The sequence below is a fragment of the Paenibacillus sp. TSA_86.1 genome (genome assembly GCF_052691815.1).
Window position 1 is genome coordinate 50,226 of record NZ_JBQZGE010000022.1, and the last position, 16,914, is coordinate 67,139.

A 16,914-nucleotide genomic window follows, 5' to 3' on the forward strand; every position below is an offset into this window, starting at 1 on the left:
CCATTATCACCTCTACCCTATCGTATGGGCAGAGACCCGGTTTGGTTCATTTGAATTTATAGCCCGCCTTGTACCCCTGCTTCCCACATCACGGTGCTAAGGGTAGCATACTCCTGCAGACTTAATGTTTCACCGCGCCGTGAAGGCTGGATACCTGCCTTCTCCAGCAGTTGGTCTGCCTGTTCTCTATTCTCCTTCGTGAAGAAGCGAGCTTTGAGATTGTTGGAGATCGTTTTTCTCCGCTGGGCAAAAGAAGCCTGTACAACCTCGAAATAATGCTCCTCGCTTGGAACTTGCACGGGCGGCTGCTCACGCACCTTCAGCTTAATAACCGCTGACTCTACATTCGGCTGGGGAATAAACACGGTAGGCGGAACCACACAGACCAGTTCTGGCATACTGTAATACTGCACGGCAATGCTTAAACTTCCATAATCCTTGGAACCTGGTGCAGCCGCCATACGCTCAGCCACTTCCTTCTGAATCATAACCACGATGCTGTCTACCGGAAGCTTCTCTTCCAGCAGCTTCATCATGATTGGTGTCGTTACATAATAGGGTAAGTTTGCTACTACGCTAACTTTATCGACCGAAGCAAAATCCTTGGCAAACAGTTCGGCCAGATCCAGCTTGAGTACATCTCCATGATGAACACGCACATTAGGATAAGGCTCCATGACCTCCCCGAGAATTGGAATCAGGCGCTGGTCAATCTCTACGGCTGTAACAGGGCCTGCTACACGCGCAAGGCGTTCTGTAAGCGCTCCGATACCCGGTCCAATCTCCAGCGCGCCCTTGGTCTCGTCCAAATTGGCTGCGCCCACGATTTTATTCAGTATATTTTGATCGATCAAGAAGTTCTGACCCAAACTTTTCTTGAAAGAGAATCCATGCTTGTGAATAATTTCTTTGGTTCGTTTGGGTGTTGCTATTTCAATGGTTTGCTCCATGTCCTTCATATGCTCACAATCCTTCACGTTCAATTTGCGCTAATGCAGTGGAGAACTCTTCTCTTGTAATTTGAAATACACTCAGTCGTTTGTGGAATTGCTTGCCGTTACAATACCCGATGCCTAGCAAGTTGCCCATCTCCATACGACGTGCCGCTGCTTGCGGATGTATGATTAATCCTGCTTCAATCAGATCCTCCCAATCAATTAGACTAGGTGCACCTTCATAGGACGTGTGTACACGGGCTAGCGCATGCCGAATGGCCTCCGGTGAAGCATTCTCTACCCCGATATCCCCTTTACGCGTCGCGTCTGCCTCTGGAATGAAAGCATGCTTGCAGCCAGGGATCCTGTTGGCAATAATTTTGCGGATACGTTCTCCCGCATGGTCCGGATCCGTCAGGATGATGACACCACGTCTTTCCTGAGCAAGTGCGATTCGCTTTAGAATACGCTGATTAATGGCAGAGCCACCGGTTTCGATTGTATCAGCCTCAACCGCCCGGCGAATCGCTACCGTGTCGTCACGACCCTCCACAACAATAACTTCTTTTATCATGTTCCATTTCTTCCTTTCTAACGCAAAAAGAAGAGGAATATCCTCTTCTCTGCCAAACGGCGGAGGAGACTGATTTCAGACCCCTCCGCCGCATATTCCGCATGAATCATTCATGCAACTATTTTATAGCATTCCCATTTCAAAGTAAAACGAATTTAGTTCGCTTCCGGCTTCACAGGACCAATTACATAAACCGTTTTGCCTTTTTTACGTCCGAAATTCAGGGCGTGCTTCACACTATCATAATAAACGTCAATTTTATTGCCTTTAATCGCGCCGCCTGTATCTTCCGCACGACGGAAGCCGAGGCCCTCGATGTAAACCCACCAGCCAATTGGAATGACCTTAGGATCAACTGCGATGGTGCGCCCTTCCGTTACACGAGTACCGGAAGCTGTTTTTGTGCCAATACCCGGCTCTTCAGAAGAGTAGGCTGTCATGGAAACATTTTTCAGCACTTTAGAATATTTAAAAGAATTCCCTGAGACCGTAATCAACTTGCTGCCCGAGGCAGATGTTTTCTTCGAGTTCGTTGTTACTGTTTTTGCGGCGGTTGAAGTTTTGGCTGATACCAATTGAACTTCAGGCTCCTTCACTACTGGCTTCGCCTTTGTACCTACCGCGATCACTTTATCTACACGATTGGCAGCAACCGTTTTGCCGACCATTTTTTTGGAGACGAGTTCTCCATCTTGAAATACCTTTTCGATATGCTGCACAATTGTGCCTTCCTTGCCTTTCACTACAACACGGTTATCCCCTTGGAACAAACTAGAGTCTGCCGTTTTAACAACTTTGTATGCAATCGGTTGTTTCACATCCACTGTATGCTTTGTTACACGCACTACACGAATCTTCATCTCCGCTTTGATTGCAGTTCCGAGCGCTGGATACACTTTATCATGATTTGCAACTTCAATACCTGATTGCTGAATTACATCTTGTACCGATGAATCGGTTGTATACAGAGTCTTGGTGTCTCCGTCTGCCGTGATGTTAACTGGAACGGCCCGCTCAATAACGATTCGGTCTCCGTCGGTAATTGCCCCATTCATGGGCATGGATACCTTGTCGTGAGGGCTGACTGCGATTGACTGCTCCTCCAACATTTCCTGAAGCATTCCTGTACGAGTCTCTACCACTTGAGCTTTGCCGTCAATAACCAGTGATACCTGCTTCCCGGCCTGACCGTAAACGACTAACAAGATCATGATTGTAAGCGCAATTGAGAATATCGCGATCAGTGCCATTTGACGCAAGTTCTCATGCTTCCACCGCAACGCGAAAGACTTACTGGATGATCGTGACTCATGGGTCTCTTCTGGTTGGAATATGCCCACTTCTCCGTCCTCCTTCATAGCCTCGCCGTCTAAAGTAATGCATGATGTCTTTGACGCGACTATACCAATTTTTCTACAGAACACAGATCAGAGGTAATGACCGGTTCTGCACCATGAACCCCTCTTCGCAACATGATGCCACCATCCTGAATACTTACCGTATGATGAGCCAGTTTCTTTTATTCAAAACAAAAAAAGCCAAAGAAAGAGTGTAAGAGACCCTTTCGTGGCTTCCGAATGATTTTGAATATCGGAAATTCATGCACGAGGTTGCCTCTCTTTTTCCGCTTGCGAGGTTAGCTGTCGGGTTCGGGCGAAAGAGAGCCGCCCTATCTTAGGTCACCCGCTCATGGCGGACGCCCTTGAATTCACCCCGAGACCCAAAGAAGAAATCAAATACGGCTTCGCAGAACGATGCGCTGCTTTTGGGTCAGCGAACGGTGCGCAACGGCTAGAATCACCGCTGTTTAAGCCCTATTGGTTCCCCCGCTCTCCGTTAACGGAGACTCAGCGAGATTGATTCATGAAAGTAATGTTGTTTTATCGGAAAGTGTCCCTTTGTTCATCCCCCGAACATCTGTCCAATTTTCCGCACAACAATTCACTGAAAAGATGATATCCTGTTTCGATGCATGTTGTAAAGCGCGGATCAAGTACGTTTTTCTAAATATTTGGTTAAAATATTGTAATATTCTTCGTTTATTTGATACAAAGGGCAAATTACCTCTCTATAACTCCCTTTTTCACCCGATTTACTCGTTTTCTTATCGAATCCCAAAACGTTCCATGGCATTTTTGGTGGTTATTGCAGCAATTTCCTCCACCGAAATGCCTTTAATTTCCGCAGCTGCCTCCGCAACCAGACGTACATGCGCTGTCTCATTTCGTTTTCCACGATAAGGATGAGGTGTAAGATAGGGGGAATCCGTCTCAAGGAAAAACCTGTCCATCGGAACCTTGGCGAGCACCTCTTTAGGCTGCTTGGCATTTTTGAATGTGATGGGTCCACCGAAGGACAGATGGAATCCTAAATCCAGGCACATTTTTGCCGTTTCCCAGCTACCTGAGAAGGAATGCATCACACCGCCGACCTCACCAGCTTTCTCTTCACGCAAAATACGCACAATATCCTCATGAGCATCCCGATTATGGATGACAATCGGCATATTCAGTTCTCGTGCCAATGCAATTTGTTGTCGTAATACGCGATGCTGTACCTCCTTAGGGGAAGTGTCCCAATGATAGTCTAGACCGATTTCACCGATCGCTACCACTTTTTCATGTTTGCACAATGACGCAATCCACTCCAGGTCACCCTCTTGCATCGTGATCGCATCTACCGGGTGCCATCCTACAGCCGCATGGATAAAATCATACGTTTCAGCCAATTTCATCGTTGTTGGAATGGTCTCCCGGTTAAATCCTATATTAATCATGCGGGTGACCCCTGCATCCACCGCCCGCTGAATCATATCCTCTCGATCTTCGTCGAATTGTGGTGCATCCAGATGTGTATGTGTGTCGAATAACATTCTCTTTATTTCTCCCTTCGTTATCAAAAATCGAATCCAAGTATTTCTGTATTTAAACTTTAAATTTATTTTTTTATCAAAATTGTTTGGGACAACAGCAATTTCACTATTTTCATTTTTTACATCCAAGCTACTATATATAGAAGGAAAATAAAAAGTCAAATCAACATCTTGCTAAGAAAGGGTGTTCAAAACTGTATATTTACCCGCTTAGATTACAAAATTATGTCGATCTACATATCCTCCCCATTAAAGCAGATTAATGTATCATGTAAAATAGCTCTCTTAGAAAGTCTTTTGATATCAAAATGTTTCATCCCGCTGCATCACTCATGGTTACAGAAAATAGGGGCGTATATGGGACGGTAATTCATGAAGGATGGCATCCACCTTATTCTGCGGATAGTATAAATGATGTTTGCCCAGATGAAGTCCACTGATCGAACGTACAATATCGGACACTTCTGACAACTCGTGCAACTTGTCCTGCCGATCAAGCAGAAGAATCTGCTTATCAGTAGATTGATCTGGACGAAACACATCATACGGATTATCCGTCGGAAAATCAATTTCAAGATCGTACTCGGGATTCAGCCCTGCTTGTACAAAAGCTTCTCGAATCTCTTCAATTATGTCCAGATCCATCTGTTCGAGCTCCACATACTTATATAATCTGCGATTCATAAACCGTTCGCACAGCTCACTCAGAACAGAGTCGTCCTCCTTGCGCCATTGCATAAAAGCGGTCTGAATTAACGATTCATCAAGCTGCAAATACTCATTAACAGAAATTTCTCCATGAAAGAGTTTTGGCAGTGGTTCCACCATGAAATGGAATGGAAAACCTTGCTTCACAAGTTCTTTTACCCGTTTGAAGATTTGTCGCAATATAATTTCAGAACTGCGCGTCACGGGATGGAAGTAAATCTGCCAATACATCTGGTAGCGCGACATCAGGTAATCTTCTACAGCATGCATGCCAGACTCTTTAACCACAATCCGTCCATGAAATGGGCGTAACATGCGTAGAATGCGGTCCAGGTCAATTGTGCCATAATTTACTCCCGTAAAATAGGCATCCCTAAGCAGGTAATCCATCCGATCCGCATCAAGCGGACTGGTCACCAGATTCACGACAATCGGTTTATCATACGTCTTCTGGATAACAGAAGCCACTTTCTCGTCAAAATCCGGAGCATACCGTCTTAGAATCGCCCCTACCTCGGTATCACCCGTAATAATGCGGCATGTCCAATCTTCATGATTCATGTCAAAAGCCTCTTCAATGGAATGAGAGAACGGGCCATGTCCAAGATCGTGAAGTAAGGCAGCACACAACGTCACCAATTTTTCTTCTTTAGGCCAGTCTGAATAGTGACTTCGTTCAAACTGCGAGATAATTTTGCGAGTAATTTCGTACACACCTAAGGAATGGGAGAAGCGACTGTGCTCTGCCCCGTGAAAAGTAAGATAAGATGTCCCTAGTTGGCGAATGCGGCGGAGGCGCTGAAATTCAGGGGTATTAATCAACTGCCAAATAATCGGTTCTTGCACATGAATATAATTATGTACCGGATCTTTAAACACTTTCTCTTCCGTCAGACGATGTTCCATTTCAATTCACTCCTTTTAAAATGTTCTCTTGTCTTAAAGAATAACGCGTCCAGCTTCATTTTTCACCAAGGATTCGACACGTAATGACGAATTTTGTCGAATAAAGCACTTTTGTCGTTTTCCAAATCGACAAAGCTAACATGGATGTTTAAATATGAAAAAACGCGCCTAATCCCTTACCACCAGTAAACTTAACAAAAACACCCTATATTTTAAGCTAATTTTAAGGTTGACTGTTTTGGGAATCGTTGGTATGATGAGTATCATAAAACATAAAATAATGTCGAATAATGACAATGATAGTTAGCTGAGAGGAGCACTGATTATAATGATGAAATCAACAGGTATTGTAAGAAAAGTGGATGAACTGGGACGGGTAGTTATTCCAATCGAATTGCGTCGTACACTTGGTATTGGCGAAAAAGATGCTTTGGAAATCTACGTTGATGGTGAGCGCATCATGCTCAAAAAATACGAGCCAGCTTGTATCTTCTGTGGTAACGCAGAGAACGTAACTTATTTCAAAGGTAAAATTGTTTGTAACGAATGTATTTCCGAAATCCCTGCACCTGTAGCAAAATAAGAAAACAAGTATACTGGAATGATCTAAATTGTTAATTATAACCTTTTAATATTCCTTCATAGCCTTCCCAGTGTGAACCACACTGTTGGAGGGTCTTTTTTTATCCAACTTTAAGAGCAGACACATATCTTTCACAATTTTGGTGTGCTGCTCTTTTACATTTTAAGGTTATATTAAGGTAAGTTTTAAGCTCTTTTTCAGGTGTTTACACCAGTTCGACATTCTAACTGCTATAACTATTCAATTAATGCATTATATACGTCCCGTTTCGCCAATCCTCGATCAGTCGCTGTTTTTTTCATCGCATCTTTCCGACTATTTCCTTCATTTTCGTAGTGTTCCACATGTTCCTCTAGCGACAGAACCTGCCACCAGGCTTCCCGCTCAGCCTTACGCTCCTCTTCTCTAATCCCTTCAACCAGAAGACAATATTCACCCAAAGGTGGGTGCTCCTCGAGCCATTCCATGCATTCCTTCAGACTTCCTCTAACAAACTCCTCATGCCGCTTGGTCAACTCCCGTGCCAGTACAATCGAACGTTCACCTAAAATTTCCTCCAGAAAGATTAACGTTTTGCGGATTCGATGAGGAGATTCATAGAAAAGCAGTGTACCATTGGACTCGTCAAAAGACTCCAAGACCTTACGCATATCCTTTTTCTCTCGCGGCAAAAAACCACCAAAGGTAAAACGTTCTGTTGGTAATCCGGATACGATCAGAGCAGATAATGCAGCATTTGGTCCAGGGATGGGAATGACCTTAATTCCTGCTTCAATAGCCAGCTTTACAAGGTCTGAACCAGGGTCTGATATGGCAGGTAATCCTGCATCACTGACAAGAGCCAAATTTTTTCCTTCTATTATATAACGTATCAATTCAGGGCCACTTGCACCCTTATTATGCTCATGATAGCTAAACAGCATGGAAGGGGTAATTTCAAAATGAGTCAGCAACTTTCGAGTCTGGCGCGTATCTTCAGCAGCAATAATATCACAGCTCTGCAATGTCTTGATTGCCCGGAAGGTCATATCCTCCAAGTTTCCGATCGGTGTTCCAACCAAATATAACTTGCCTGTATGTTCGGGCTGCTCACTAAAGCTTTTCTGGACTTGTAAAGGCATCTAGTTTCCTCCTTCCCTCGTGCGTTCAGCATACTGCTGACCATAGTAGATCTCCATAATCTCATCACAATAACTTCCCTGTTCATTGTAAACAATAAGTGGCGGCAGCATGCGTACCTCTGGTCTGCCATCCTTCATTGCTTCAATCAACACCATGTTAGCCTCCAGATGAGCACGCGGATGTACCATGCGAATACGCTTTGGCTCCAGCTTGTATTCACGCATCAATGATATGATCTCGCCGAGACGCTGCGGTCTATGAACCATGGATACTTTCCCACCGTTACGTACTAGACGATTACATGCTTGAATGACTTCCTCCAGTGTACATCCGATCTCATGACGTGCCATAGCCTGATGTGTGTTCATCTTGAGGTCACTGCCATTCAGCGGTATGTACGGGGGATTCACCGTAATGGCATCATACACCGCATGTCCTGTCTCTTTAACCAATTCTCGCAAATCGCCCTCACGAATCTGGATAGACTCACCCAAATCATTCAACTGCACACTTCGGCGGGCCATATCGGCAAGTCTTGGTTGAATCTCAATGCCTTCCAGGCTTGCCTGCGTACGTGTTGTCAGCAAAATAGGCACGACCCCATTTCCTGTACACAAATCCAGGACACGTCCACGTTTCGGTACGGAAGCAAATCGGGCCAGCAATACAGCATCCATAGAAAAACTAAACACTTCATCGCTTTGAATAATTCGCAAATTATGAGAGAGCAGATCATCTACCCGCTCCGTTTCCTGTAATATCACTTCTTGTTCTGTCATATGGTACACTCATCCTCCGGTACGTTAAACGTTTATAACCTTGAAAAAAAACCGTAGGGAACCCCTACGGTCACTTCATTTATTCAAAAAAGACAGGCAGAACAGACAATCGCCTTCCGTCCGCAAATGTCCATAATAGACGTTGCAGATATGGAATCCTTCATGATACAGTCGGGCTAAGTTGTCGTAACCTTCACCCACCACATCCTCACCTGCAGCTGGACCAGCCGGTCTTGCAACAGGGGCAAGAGCAGATGAGATCGGCAGATCTGCTGCTGCTTCACGCTTAAGCAGTTTGCGTAACTGCTCATTTTCGATGGTAAGCCGCTGATTATCCTCCAGCAGCTCTTTGACAATCATTTTTAATTCTGCTAAGTCACCGTGCAACTGACCCATTTGGGTTTCCATTTCATGAATGTGCGTAAACAGATTTTTCTTTTCCAAGTTTCCACCCCGAAGCAACCTTTATGGTTTACTTGATAACGACGTCATCCAGCGGAAGTTCTTTGACTTTACTGATGTCGAACAGTTGAACATGTACCGTGCGGCTACCGGCATTAATTCCAACAACTTTGCCTTCACCTAATGAAGTGACGACTACTTTGCCTACAGCCGGCAGCTCTTCTCTCACGCTCTCATAATTATCATGCTCAAATTTCAGACAGCACATAAGTCTTCCGCACAACCCTGAAATTTTCGTCGGATTCAGTGACAGGCTCTGATCTTTAGCCATCTTGATTGATACCGGCTCAAAATCACCCAGCCAAGAGGAACAGCATAATACACGCCCGCAAGGTCCTATTCCACCAAGCATTTTTGCTTCGTCGCGAACACCAATCTGTCTCAGTTCGATTCGTGTCCGGAAGATGCTTGCCAGATCCTTGACCAGCTCGCGGAAATCAACTCTTCCCTCTGCTGTAAAATAAAAAATAATTTTATTGCGATCAAACGTGAATTCCACATCGACCAGCTTCATTTTGAGGCCATGGTCTCTGATTTTATTTAAACAAGTGCCGAACGCTTCCTTGGCTGCACGCTTGTTCTCATCCACCACACGTGCATCTGTATCGCCTGCAACGCGGATAACCTTTTTGAGCGGCAAAACCACATCAGCCTCGCCTACTTCCTTCTTGCCCACGACAACCTTACCGTACTCAACCCCTCGTGCCGTTTCCACGATCACACAGTTCTCTTTCTCGATGGGAAGGTCCAGGGGATCGAAGTAATAAATTTTGCCCGCCTTTTTGAAACGGACACCCACTACACTGTACAAAAAATTAACCCCCTTGTAAGCCAACCCCACTTCGTCTGAAGCCCTGACTTCTTAGGGAACCCGCCGAAGTTATAACCGTTTGCATAGGATTGGAACTCACATGATCCTCCAGCCTTATGCCAAACCGATCAAAAATTGCTCCAGACAAAGCTGGCCATTGACATTAAAACGCAATTTTTTTCTGCATGCCGCGGCCAAATCCATATAGGAAACCCATTGCTCTGTGCTACGGGTAGGTGCCAACTGAGACAGCATGTCTAACTGATCTATAAAAACGATATGTTCATGCCTACCATACTGAACATACAGCATGTCCCTAAACCACAAATGGAACAAACTAAGCAGCATGTCCAGGTGTTCCGAGAGTCCTGTTTTGAAAAGCTTCTGCTGTGCCGAGATCAAAGATGTACTTCCTCTGCCCAGGGACTCCTTCCCTAATTGTAACATTACGTTTCTAATTTCTGCAAACCAATTCTGCTGGAGAATTTCTCTACATGCTTCCAGTCCTGACGCTAAATGGACAGCAGATCGTGCCAGATTCGCAGGATAACCTTCCTCAATCAACGATTGGAGCATTTCCTCCGGGTTCAGTGCACTGAAAGGCACCATCTGAGAACGTGAGCGAATGGTAGGCAGCATGGCTTGTCCATTATCTGTAATCAGAATACCTACTGCGGGAACCTGAGGTTCCTCTAGAAATTTCAACAAACTGTTTGCTGCCTGAACCGTCATTTTCTCAGCTTGCTCTATAATATATACTTTGGGATGCCCCTCCTCTGAACGGTAAGAGAAAATGCGCTGCAAATCCCGAATCTGATCTATTTTAATGTTATTTCCATCCGGCGCAAGCATTGTGAGGTCTGGATGGTTTCCATGTTCTACTTTGCGGCATTCAAGACACTGCCCGCAAGCGTCATCCTCAAGCTCTGTACAGAAGATTGCCTTGGCAAACGCCATTGCTGTCTGTAACTGCCCACTGCCAGATGGGCCGCTAAACAAATATGCATGACTGATGGCCTGACGTCTCAAACTGCTCTGTAGTAATTGCTTGGCCGCCTGCTGGCCCATGATCTGTTGAAAGGACATACTTCCTCCTCAGAAGCTTAAATTAATAAGCATCCCCCGAATTTCTCCTACTTGTTGTAAAAGAGAGATTTTTCCTTCTTCTGTATCCAGTAATTCATCCGCCATAGATAACAGAGCTGAGTCAATCTCATCGATAAGTTTGTATCGCTTACCTCTGCCTCGGCGATCCCAACCCCTCGTCTCTTTCATAGATACACCGCGGCGGACCGTCTCTTCCAGAAATCTTTTGACAAGCTGCTTGTATGCCTTCAGTTCACGAATCGTCATGGATCGAGCCAAACGATCCCCTTGAAGCTGGATTTCACTTAAACGGCGGTTGAGCTCTGCTTGGGAAGCCCGTTCCCCTTGGTGATTCATCATATCAGAGAAATTTTTGGATTGAACCGGCTTTGAGCCTGAATCAGTTGTATTGATTCCAGTCTGTAGCGGTCTGAATCCAGGATTGATTTTCATGGACACGCCTGCTTTCTATCATCGTTAGGCCAATCGCACATCAGCACAGAGCGCATTGCGCCTGTGCGTAAGACGGACCTGGACCTTATGGTTCGAGATAAACTGTATATAATGGTAGAAAAAAGATAATCTATCTTATCTACGATTGTGTTCTAAGTCACTCTCCCATAAGAAGCACATCACTACGGAGTGATCTTCGCTGGGAGAGATTGTGCCGATTCTTGTCGTCAAGAGAAGCGGCCCATAAGTGCCACGTATGCATATGGAATACGTTCTTTTACATCGTTCGTTATCATCATGCAAGATGCAGTCATGCTATCGATAAATGAAAAACACTCATGGATTTCATCTGTGCAAACAGATTAGAAATGCTCGAAACGATCCACCGGAAGAACAAATACAGTTGCTCCGCCGACTTGAACTTCAACAGGCAGTGGCAGGTAAGAGTCGGTCGTTCCACTCATCGGTGTAACCGGAGTTACGAGCTGTTCACGAACCTTACAACTGCTGCGAATAACATTCATGACGGATTCGACTTGACTATCATCGACACCGATCATAAACGTCGTGTTGCCTGCCTTCAAAAATCCACCCGTACTGGCAAGCTTGGTTGCCCGAAAGTTCGCTTTGACCAATGCACTGGATAATCGGTTGCTGTCTTTATCCTGTATAATCGCAACAATCAGTTTCATCCTGCATAACCTCCTTTAGAATAAGCATTTTTAACAAAATGCCCATGTCTATATATTAGACAATTACTCGTCAAAATCCTTCAAAATTCCGGTTTCCAGCGACAAAATCATCGCTTTCTGCACTTCATCGGGAGCCTTTGAAGCATCGATAATTTTGATGCGCTCCGGAAACTGTTTCTGGAGCAGGAAGTAAGCTTCACGTACTTTACGATGAAACTCCAGGTTCTCCAGATCAAGACGGTTAACCTCACGACCATCGTGGGACTCAATACGACCAAGTCCCTGTTCTGGCTCAATATCCAGATAAAGTGTCATATCCGGCATCAGATCCCCAATCGCAAAACGGTTGATTGCCCATACATTCTCTATTCCAAGGCCACGAGCATATCCTTGATAGGCCAGACTGCTGTCAACGAACCGATCACAGATCACGGTTTTTCCGGCTTGCAGAGCCGGTTCTACCTTCTCCGCCAGATGCTGGCTACGTGCTGCTGCATAGAGCAGTGCTTCGGTTCGGGCATCCATCGCCGTATGAAGAGGGTCCAGGATGATGCTACGTATTTTCTCCGCAATCTCAATCCCGCCAGGCTCCCTTGTGACTACGTAAGGTATACCCCGTTCCTCAAAATAAGAACCGATTCTACCGATCATCGTCGTTTTCCCCGAACCCTCTCCTCCTTCCAGCGTAATGAATTTACCTCTGCCCTGCATATGCTTCCCTGCCTTCTGTATCATAGCTGCATCACTTAACGGCTATTATGCACATGCCTAGATCCTCCTGCTTCAGAATATGATCTTCCTTGCCCAGAGGTGTATAGTCACAACTGCATTTAATAACACAAAAATAATACAAGCTTGTTTTCTTTCTATCATACTATAACGCGCCTTTTACTCCAACAGGCATCATGTGTCCTTTTTCAACCATACGTTTTAGCATTTGAAAGTGGCATAACTATGTCTGTTGTTAGCTTCGCAGACAAGTACATCCTCTATAACTCAGGCTTCATAACCTTTAATCTTCGATTTTTATGATCAGAAATCCCATGAAACTTGGCCCCTGCATCGCGTAGGACTTGAATTCGCTCTGCCACTTTTGGAGTTATTTGCTCGCCAGGATATACCAAAGGAATCCCTGGAGGATACGGAATAACCATCTCTGCAGATCGATACCCCGCACAGTCTTCAATCGGAACCTCAATCATATCTGTTTCCCTGATCGGTTGAAGAGAGAATAGAACGGGCTCTGAGAAAAGTTCATTTTCTTCTATATTGTTCCACGTGGAAACATAGGTTGATGAGTCATTTTGAGAAGCGCCCTCTACAGAGTAGGTCGATGGCATCGAAGGCTCGGGCTTACAGGCAATATTAATATGCTGTAAAGCCTGTAACACATGCTTGGCATCATCCACTGTCGAGCCAAGACTAAAGAGCAGGACGACGTAACGCTCGTCGCTCATCTCTGGCACGCAGCCGCAAGCTTCCAGCTGCTGCTGCAGCTCATAACCGCTCAGTACCCCTGCGTCGTCATAAATGACGACCTTGAACGGGTCCTGAGCGGTATATCCTTTGCGGCCAGGCATCGCCGCCGCAATTGCATCGCCGCAGAGCGGCTTCTGTTGCTGCAGCGAAGCCGCAGGCTGCAGCCACTGGAAGCGCGGCAGCTCCGCGAGGCCGCCCTTCAAAGCTTTCACGGCAGCGAGTCCTGCCGTGAAAGCTTTCGCGCCGTGCACATGCACTAGCCGGCGCGACAGATCAAGCGAAGCCATCACCGGGTAGGATGGGCTTGAGCTTTGCACCATCGCCAGACGCTGCCGAAGCAGGGACCGATTCAACCGTGGTCCCTGAATGTGCAGCATGGCTCCCATGGTGAAAGCGGCCAGCATCTTATGCGTTGACTGCACTACACCGTCTGCTCCGCAAGACAGTGCAGACACAGGCAGCTCCGGATGCTGCCCATAATGCGCGCCATGCGCTTCATCCACGAGTAGTGGCATACCCGCCTCGTGGCATACCCCGGCAATGGGCGTCAGATCCGCGCCCATGCCATAATAATTCGGCAAAGTGACAAATACCCCCTTTGCCTCAGGATACTTCTGGACAGCAGCCTGAACCGCCTCAACCGGCGGCATTACAGCAAGTCCAGATTCAGGGTCAACCCAGGGCTCCAGAAATACCGCTCTTGCGCCCGCCAGCATTAATCCATGGATAACTGATTTATGTACATTACGCTGCACCAGCACGATGCTTTCTGGCTCATCACAGATCGTGAGCAAAAGAGACAAATTACCGGCGGTACTTCCTCCTACGAGAAAGAAACTTTCTTCGGCACCAAAACAATCCGCTGCAAGCTCCTGCGCTTCCTTAATCACTCCCTCAGGATGATGGAGATCGTCTGTGCCAGTAATCTCTGTAACGTCCATCTCCATCATCTCCAGATAAGCACGTATCGGTACGGATATACTGCTAGAGGGTTCTTCATTATTTACATTTTCTCGTGTAATAAATCCAGGATCATCCTCTTCATTTTGCCTCTTTAGTTTTGCTCCTCTAGCATGTAAAGTTTCTGCATACCGAGCATCTCCTTTTTCCTCTGTTTGTTGCATCCACTGATGATAGACTTGTCCATTTTTATGTCCAGGCACATGAAATGAATGCTGCTTCATATGACGGTATGCCAGCAATGCTTCATATAAAGGAGCTTTCTCTTTTCCTATCCCTAATTTATCGTTTTCGTTCATGAAATATCCATCCTGTTACTTTATTTATTTTCTTAAAACTAACATTTGTACTTTCTTGGTATCCAGCATACGCCTTCTGCACATATCCGACAAGACAATCCCATGCCATACAACAAAAAAGGGCCTCTAGGGCCCTATACTCTTTAACATCACCGTACGAATTCTAACCTCTATGTGGAAAATAAGACATTCTTTAAGCGTTCTTCTGCACCCAAATCTGTTTCATCTGATGAATAAAAAAATTGTACTTCGCATCCTGCGCATCGGTATGAACCATCTCTGCCTCACAAGTGTCACATATGAATTCAGATACAATAAAAATGCCTTCTCTCTTCCGCTGCTCGCAAATAATACATGTGTGTTCGGCATGTTCTTCCATGAACCATCCCACCTTGTTTTACGTTTACTATCAGTATTGCACAGTTTCTATTATTTTAAACATTTTCATAGTGCTTTCTTTCTATAAAATATATATATTCACTCACCTCTTGATGGGTGTCTGTACCGAAAATATACAATGCCTTATCTATTCATCATGATTTCTGGCCTTACATATACCCATACTCTTTTCATGAGACTTTGATATTTCACGGCTACCTTTGCCTCAATTCAAACTTCTTTATAATTAATCTTAAAAAAACTTGGAATTTCAGCCGATATATAAGATATGATAACGATATCAAAGTCTGACAAGCCAAATACATCTTTTTATCAATCTTCATCTCTCAATACATATGTATACTCTATCACACGTATCCCTGAAGGAGGATTTAAAATCGTATGATCGCCGAACCGGAGAACAAGGCAACCTTTTATCAGTACCGGCTTCTGAAAAAAAAAATTGTCGCTCGTAGTGTCATGCACAGCTACCTGTGTCTCCCCGTTATGATGCTCCTATTTAGTTTGCTAGCCTTCTCCTGGAACGGCCTCTTTTTCTTTTTGCTAGCAGCGCCGATTACCGTCTGGATCCATTATGTCATTGCCAGAACCATATTGCTGCTGGTCCGAACCTCTTATGCCAAGCGTTGGCATTGGAACCTGCGCATGCCATGGTTTGGTTATGTACCAGATCAGCATTTCAGTTACCGGATGTTTATCCGGGTCCATCTGAATATGAGCTGGATTGGGTTGTGCATCATCACCGTATGCTTGCTGTGGTCTCCTTTGTCCTTCACGCTGTCGCTAATATTCTGGCACCTGTGGTTACTTGGGCCTCGCTTTTATGTAATACTGATTCTTTCTCGCGAACGTAAAGACGGTCTTATCAAATTAAACGATCAAGATGTCTCTTATTACTTGCAGTGAAATAGTCCCATCTATTAATCATACTTAGTAAGAAAAGGTTATCCACAGTGGATAACCTTTTCTTACTTCCTTTTTATGTTATCCACAACAAAATCTATTTAGCTCATGCTCCCTCCCTAAATTTTAGAATGTCCCTCCAGCTCACTGAACCTCCATAAATCATAATTTATCCATACTATTTCACTCGTAGTCAAACAAAAAAAGCCCTCATCCTACCGATGAGAACTTCCGCTTTATAAGAACATTACAATGTTAATTCGTACAATTGAACACATTCAAAATTTAATCCTCTTCACCAAGTGACTTTACTGTGGTTTGGGTCGTTTCATTTCGAGGAACCATCAACGTAAAGGAACCATCATGAACGGCCAACTGTACAATATGGCCATCCTTTGAGAAAACATGCAAGTTCCTTGAAGAATTCGATGAACGCTTGGCCTGTCTCTCCGTCCATCCCCAACTTTTAATCTCGTTAAGATAAACCTCCGGTAAGCTGGTACTCTCACTGATTCCAGCCAATGTATATCGAACATAATCCATATCTGAATTATTCTCAGATTGGTCAGATTTATTCGCTACTTTTGGTACAGGGAAACTCTTCTCATTAACCGCACCTTCATATGAGATCCATACTGATCCAGCAGCTTCACCACAGCCTGCAAGAACGACTGTTAGACAAAGCAACAGAAGTGAATGGAGTCCAAATCTCCGCCAACTTAACACACACACCCTCCTTTTCACAGCTGCACAATCCAGCTCTTCGGTCAGGTACTTTTAGCATATTTAACATAGTCCTATTATACTGGTTTTATCCCTGCCATCCGTAACAAAAATGTTACCTTCCCATAACGAAGATGTCAGAGCTTTATACCAAAATATATAAAATCA

The 16,914-nt window shown here is 44.9% G+C and carries 18 protein-coding genes and 1 riboswitch; of the genes, 2 read left to right on the forward strand and 16 right to left on the reverse strand.

Going from position 1 to position 16,914, the window contains the following annotated elements:
• Positions 1-56 precede the first annotated feature (56 nt).
• From rsmA to ACUTVW_RS25485, 5 genes are all read right to left on the reverse strand, one after another.
• Entirely contained in the window at positions 57-959 is a 903-nt protein-coding gene (gene rsmA, locus ACUTVW_RS25465) for a 16S rRNA (adenine(1518)-N(6)/adenine(1519)-N(6))-dimethyltransferase RsmA (RefSeq protein ID WP_445648327.1), read from the reverse strand.
• A gap of 4 nt (positions 960-963) precedes the next feature.
• Positions 964-1,509 (reverse strand): ribonuclease M5, encoded by a 546-nt coding sequence (rnmV, locus tag ACUTVW_RS25470; RefSeq protein ID WP_434748620.1) that lies wholly within the window; start codon positions 1,507-1,509, stop codon positions 964-966.
• Positions 1,510-1,664: 155 nt separating this feature from the next.
• Positions 1,665-2,849, reverse strand: coding sequence for a ubiquitin-like domain-containing protein (locus ACUTVW_RS25475; RefSeq protein ID WP_445648328.1), 1,185 nt, complete (start codon positions 2,847-2,849; stop codon positions 1,665-1,667).
• Positions 2,850-3,118: 269 nt separating this feature from the next.
• Positions 3,119-3,372: riboswitch (cyclic di-AMP (ydaO/yuaA leader) on the reverse strand.
• A 241-nt stretch (positions 3,373-3,613) separates the two neighbouring features.
• Entirely contained in the window at positions 3,614-4,381 is a 768-nt protein-coding gene (locus ACUTVW_RS25480; RefSeq protein WP_445648329.1) for a TatD family hydrolase, read from the reverse strand.
• Positions 4,382-4,717: 336 nt separating this feature from the next.
• Complete coding sequence (locus ACUTVW_RS25485; RefSeq protein ID WP_445648330.1) at positions 4,718-5,995, reverse strand: HD domain-containing protein; 1,278 nt, start codon at positions 5,993-5,995, stop codon at positions 4,718-4,720.
• 328 nt (positions 5,996-6,323) lie between these two features.
• On the opposite strand from ACUTVW_RS25485, the gene ACUTVW_RS25490 reads away from it, so the two are divergent.
• Positions 6,324-6,578, forward strand: a complete 255-nt coding sequence (locus ACUTVW_RS25490) for an AbrB/MazE/SpoVT family DNA-binding domain-containing protein (RefSeq protein WP_017691383.1) — start codon at positions 6,324-6,326, stop codon at positions 6,576-6,578.
• A gap of 236 nt (positions 6,579-6,814) precedes the next feature.
• On the opposite strand, the gene rsmI is transcribed toward ACUTVW_RS25490, so the two are convergent.
• The 10 genes from rsmI to ACUTVW_RS25540 form a co-directional block, all read right to left on the reverse strand.
• Complete coding sequence (rsmI, locus tag ACUTVW_RS25495; RefSeq protein WP_445648331.1) at positions 6,815-7,699, reverse strand: 16S rRNA (cytidine(1402)-2'-O)-methyltransferase; 885 nt, start codon at positions 7,697-7,699, stop codon at positions 6,815-6,817.
• On the reverse strand, positions 7,700-8,479 hold the full coding sequence (locus ACUTVW_RS25500; RefSeq protein ID WP_445648332.1) for a tRNA1(Val) (adenine(37)-N6)-methyltransferase: 780 nt from the start codon (positions 8,477-8,479) through the stop codon (positions 7,700-7,702).
• A 75-nt stretch (positions 8,480-8,554) separates the two neighbouring features.
• Entirely contained in the window at positions 8,555-8,923 is a 369-nt protein-coding gene (gene yabA / locus ACUTVW_RS25505; protein ID WP_434748626.1) for a DNA replication initiation control protein YabA, read from the reverse strand.
• Between the two features lie 28 nt (positions 8,924-8,951).
• Complete coding sequence (locus ACUTVW_RS25510) at positions 8,952-9,752, reverse strand: PSP1 domain-containing protein (RefSeq protein ID WP_434748627.1); 801 nt, start codon at positions 9,750-9,752, stop codon at positions 8,952-8,954.
• 114 nt (positions 9,753-9,866) lie between these two features.
• Positions 9,867-10,838, reverse strand: coding sequence for a DNA polymerase III subunit delta' (gene holB, locus ACUTVW_RS25515; protein WP_445648333.1), 972 nt, complete (start codon positions 10,836-10,838; stop codon positions 9,867-9,869).
• 9 nt (positions 10,839-10,847) lie between these two features.
• Positions 10,848-11,291, reverse strand: a complete 444-nt coding sequence (locus ACUTVW_RS25520) for a YaaR family protein (RefSeq protein ID WP_445648334.1) — start codon at positions 11,289-11,291, stop codon at positions 10,848-10,850.
• 362 nt (positions 11,292-11,653) lie between these two features.
• Positions 11,654-11,983: a cyclic-di-AMP receptor gene (locus ACUTVW_RS25525; protein WP_047914178.1), complete on the reverse strand. Its 330-nt coding sequence runs from the start codon at positions 11,981-11,983 to the stop codon at positions 11,654-11,656.
• A 63-nt stretch (positions 11,984-12,046) separates the two neighbouring features.
• Positions 12,047-12,694: a dTMP kinase gene (gene tmk / locus ACUTVW_RS25530; protein ID WP_445648335.1), complete on the reverse strand. Its 648-nt coding sequence runs from the start codon at positions 12,692-12,694 to the stop codon at positions 12,047-12,049.
• 278 nt (positions 12,695-12,972) lie between these two features.
• Positions 12,973-14,721, reverse strand: coding sequence for an aminotransferase class I/II-fold pyridoxal phosphate-dependent enzyme (locus tag ACUTVW_RS25535; protein ID WP_445648336.1), 1,749 nt, complete (start codon positions 14,719-14,721; stop codon positions 12,973-12,975).
• Between the two features lie 193 nt (positions 14,722-14,914).
• Complete coding sequence (locus tag ACUTVW_RS25540; RefSeq protein WP_110899245.1) at positions 14,915-15,100, reverse strand: sigma factor G inhibitor Gin; 186 nt, start codon at positions 15,098-15,100, stop codon at positions 14,915-14,917.
• Between the two features lie 401 nt (positions 15,101-15,501).
• Here ACUTVW_RS25540 and ACUTVW_RS25545 point away from each other — a divergent pair, with 401 nt between their 5' ends.
• Positions 15,502-16,026, forward strand: a complete 525-nt coding sequence (locus tag ACUTVW_RS25545) for a hypothetical protein (RefSeq protein ID WP_445648337.1) — start codon at positions 15,502-15,504, stop codon at positions 16,024-16,026.
• Between the two features lie 282 nt (positions 16,027-16,308).
• On the opposite strand, the gene ACUTVW_RS25550 is transcribed toward ACUTVW_RS25545, so the two are convergent.
• A complete protein-coding gene (locus ACUTVW_RS25550) occupies positions 16,309-16,749 on the reverse strand; it encodes a hypothetical protein (protein ID WP_445648338.1) in 441 nt (146 codons plus the stop codon).
• Between the last annotated feature and the right edge of the window lie 165 nt (positions 16,750-16,914).

What these genes read in the sequence shown, in the direction of transcription:
- rsmA (WP_445648327.1), bottom strand. Translation starts at nt 959, where the DNA reads ATGAAGGACATGGAGCAAACCATTGAAATAGCAACACCCAAACGAACC.
- rnmV (WP_434748620.1), bottom strand. Translation starts at nt 1,509, where the DNA reads ATGATAAAAGAAGTTATTGTTGTGGAGGGTCGTGACGACACGGTAGCG.
- ACUTVW_RS25480 (WP_445648329.1), bottom strand. Translation starts at nt 4,381, where the DNA reads ATGTTATTCGACACACATACACATCTGGATGCACCACAATTCGACGAA.
- ACUTVW_RS25485 (WP_445648330.1), bottom strand. Translation starts at nt 5,995, where the DNA reads ATGGAACATCGTCTGACGGAAGAGAAAGTGTTTAAAGATCCGGTACAT.
- ACUTVW_RS25490 (WP_017691383.1), top strand. Translation starts at nt 6,324, where the DNA reads ATGATGAAATCAACAGGTATTGTAAGAAAAGTGGATGAACTGGGACGG.
- rsmI (WP_445648331.1), bottom strand. Translation starts at nt 7,699, where the DNA reads ATGCCTTTACAAGTCCAGAAAAGCTTTAGTGAGCAGCCCGAACATACA.
- ACUTVW_RS25500 (WP_445648332.1), bottom strand. Translation starts at nt 8,479, where the DNA reads ATGACAGAACAAGAAGTGATATTACAGGAAACGGAGCGGGTAGATGAT.
- holB (WP_445648333.1), bottom strand. Translation starts at nt 10,838, where the DNA reads ATGTCCTTTCAACAGATCATGGGCCAGCAGGCGGCCAAGCAATTACTA.
- ACUTVW_RS25520 (WP_445648334.1), bottom strand. Translation starts at nt 11,291, where the DNA reads ATGAAAATCAATCCTGGATTCAGACCGCTACAGACTGGAATCAATACA.
- ACUTVW_RS25525 (WP_047914178.1), bottom strand. Translation starts at nt 11,983, where the DNA reads ATGAAACTGATTGTTGCGATTATACAGGATAAAGACAGCAACCGATTA.
- tmk (WP_445648335.1), bottom strand. Translation starts at nt 12,694, where the DNA reads ATGCAGGGCAGAGGTAAATTCATTACGCTGGAAGGAGGAGAGGGTTCG.
- ACUTVW_RS25535 (WP_445648336.1), bottom strand. Translation starts at nt 14,721, where the DNA reads ATGAACGAAAACGATAAATTAGGGATAGGAAAAGAGAAAGCTCCTTTA.
- ACUTVW_RS25540 (WP_110899245.1), bottom strand. Translation starts at nt 15,100, where the DNA reads ATGGAAGAACATGCCGAACACACATGTATTATTTGCGAGCAGCGGAAG.
- ACUTVW_RS25545 (WP_445648337.1), top strand. Translation starts at nt 15,502, where the DNA reads ATGATCGCCGAACCGGAGAACAAGGCAACCTTTTATCAGTACCGGCTT.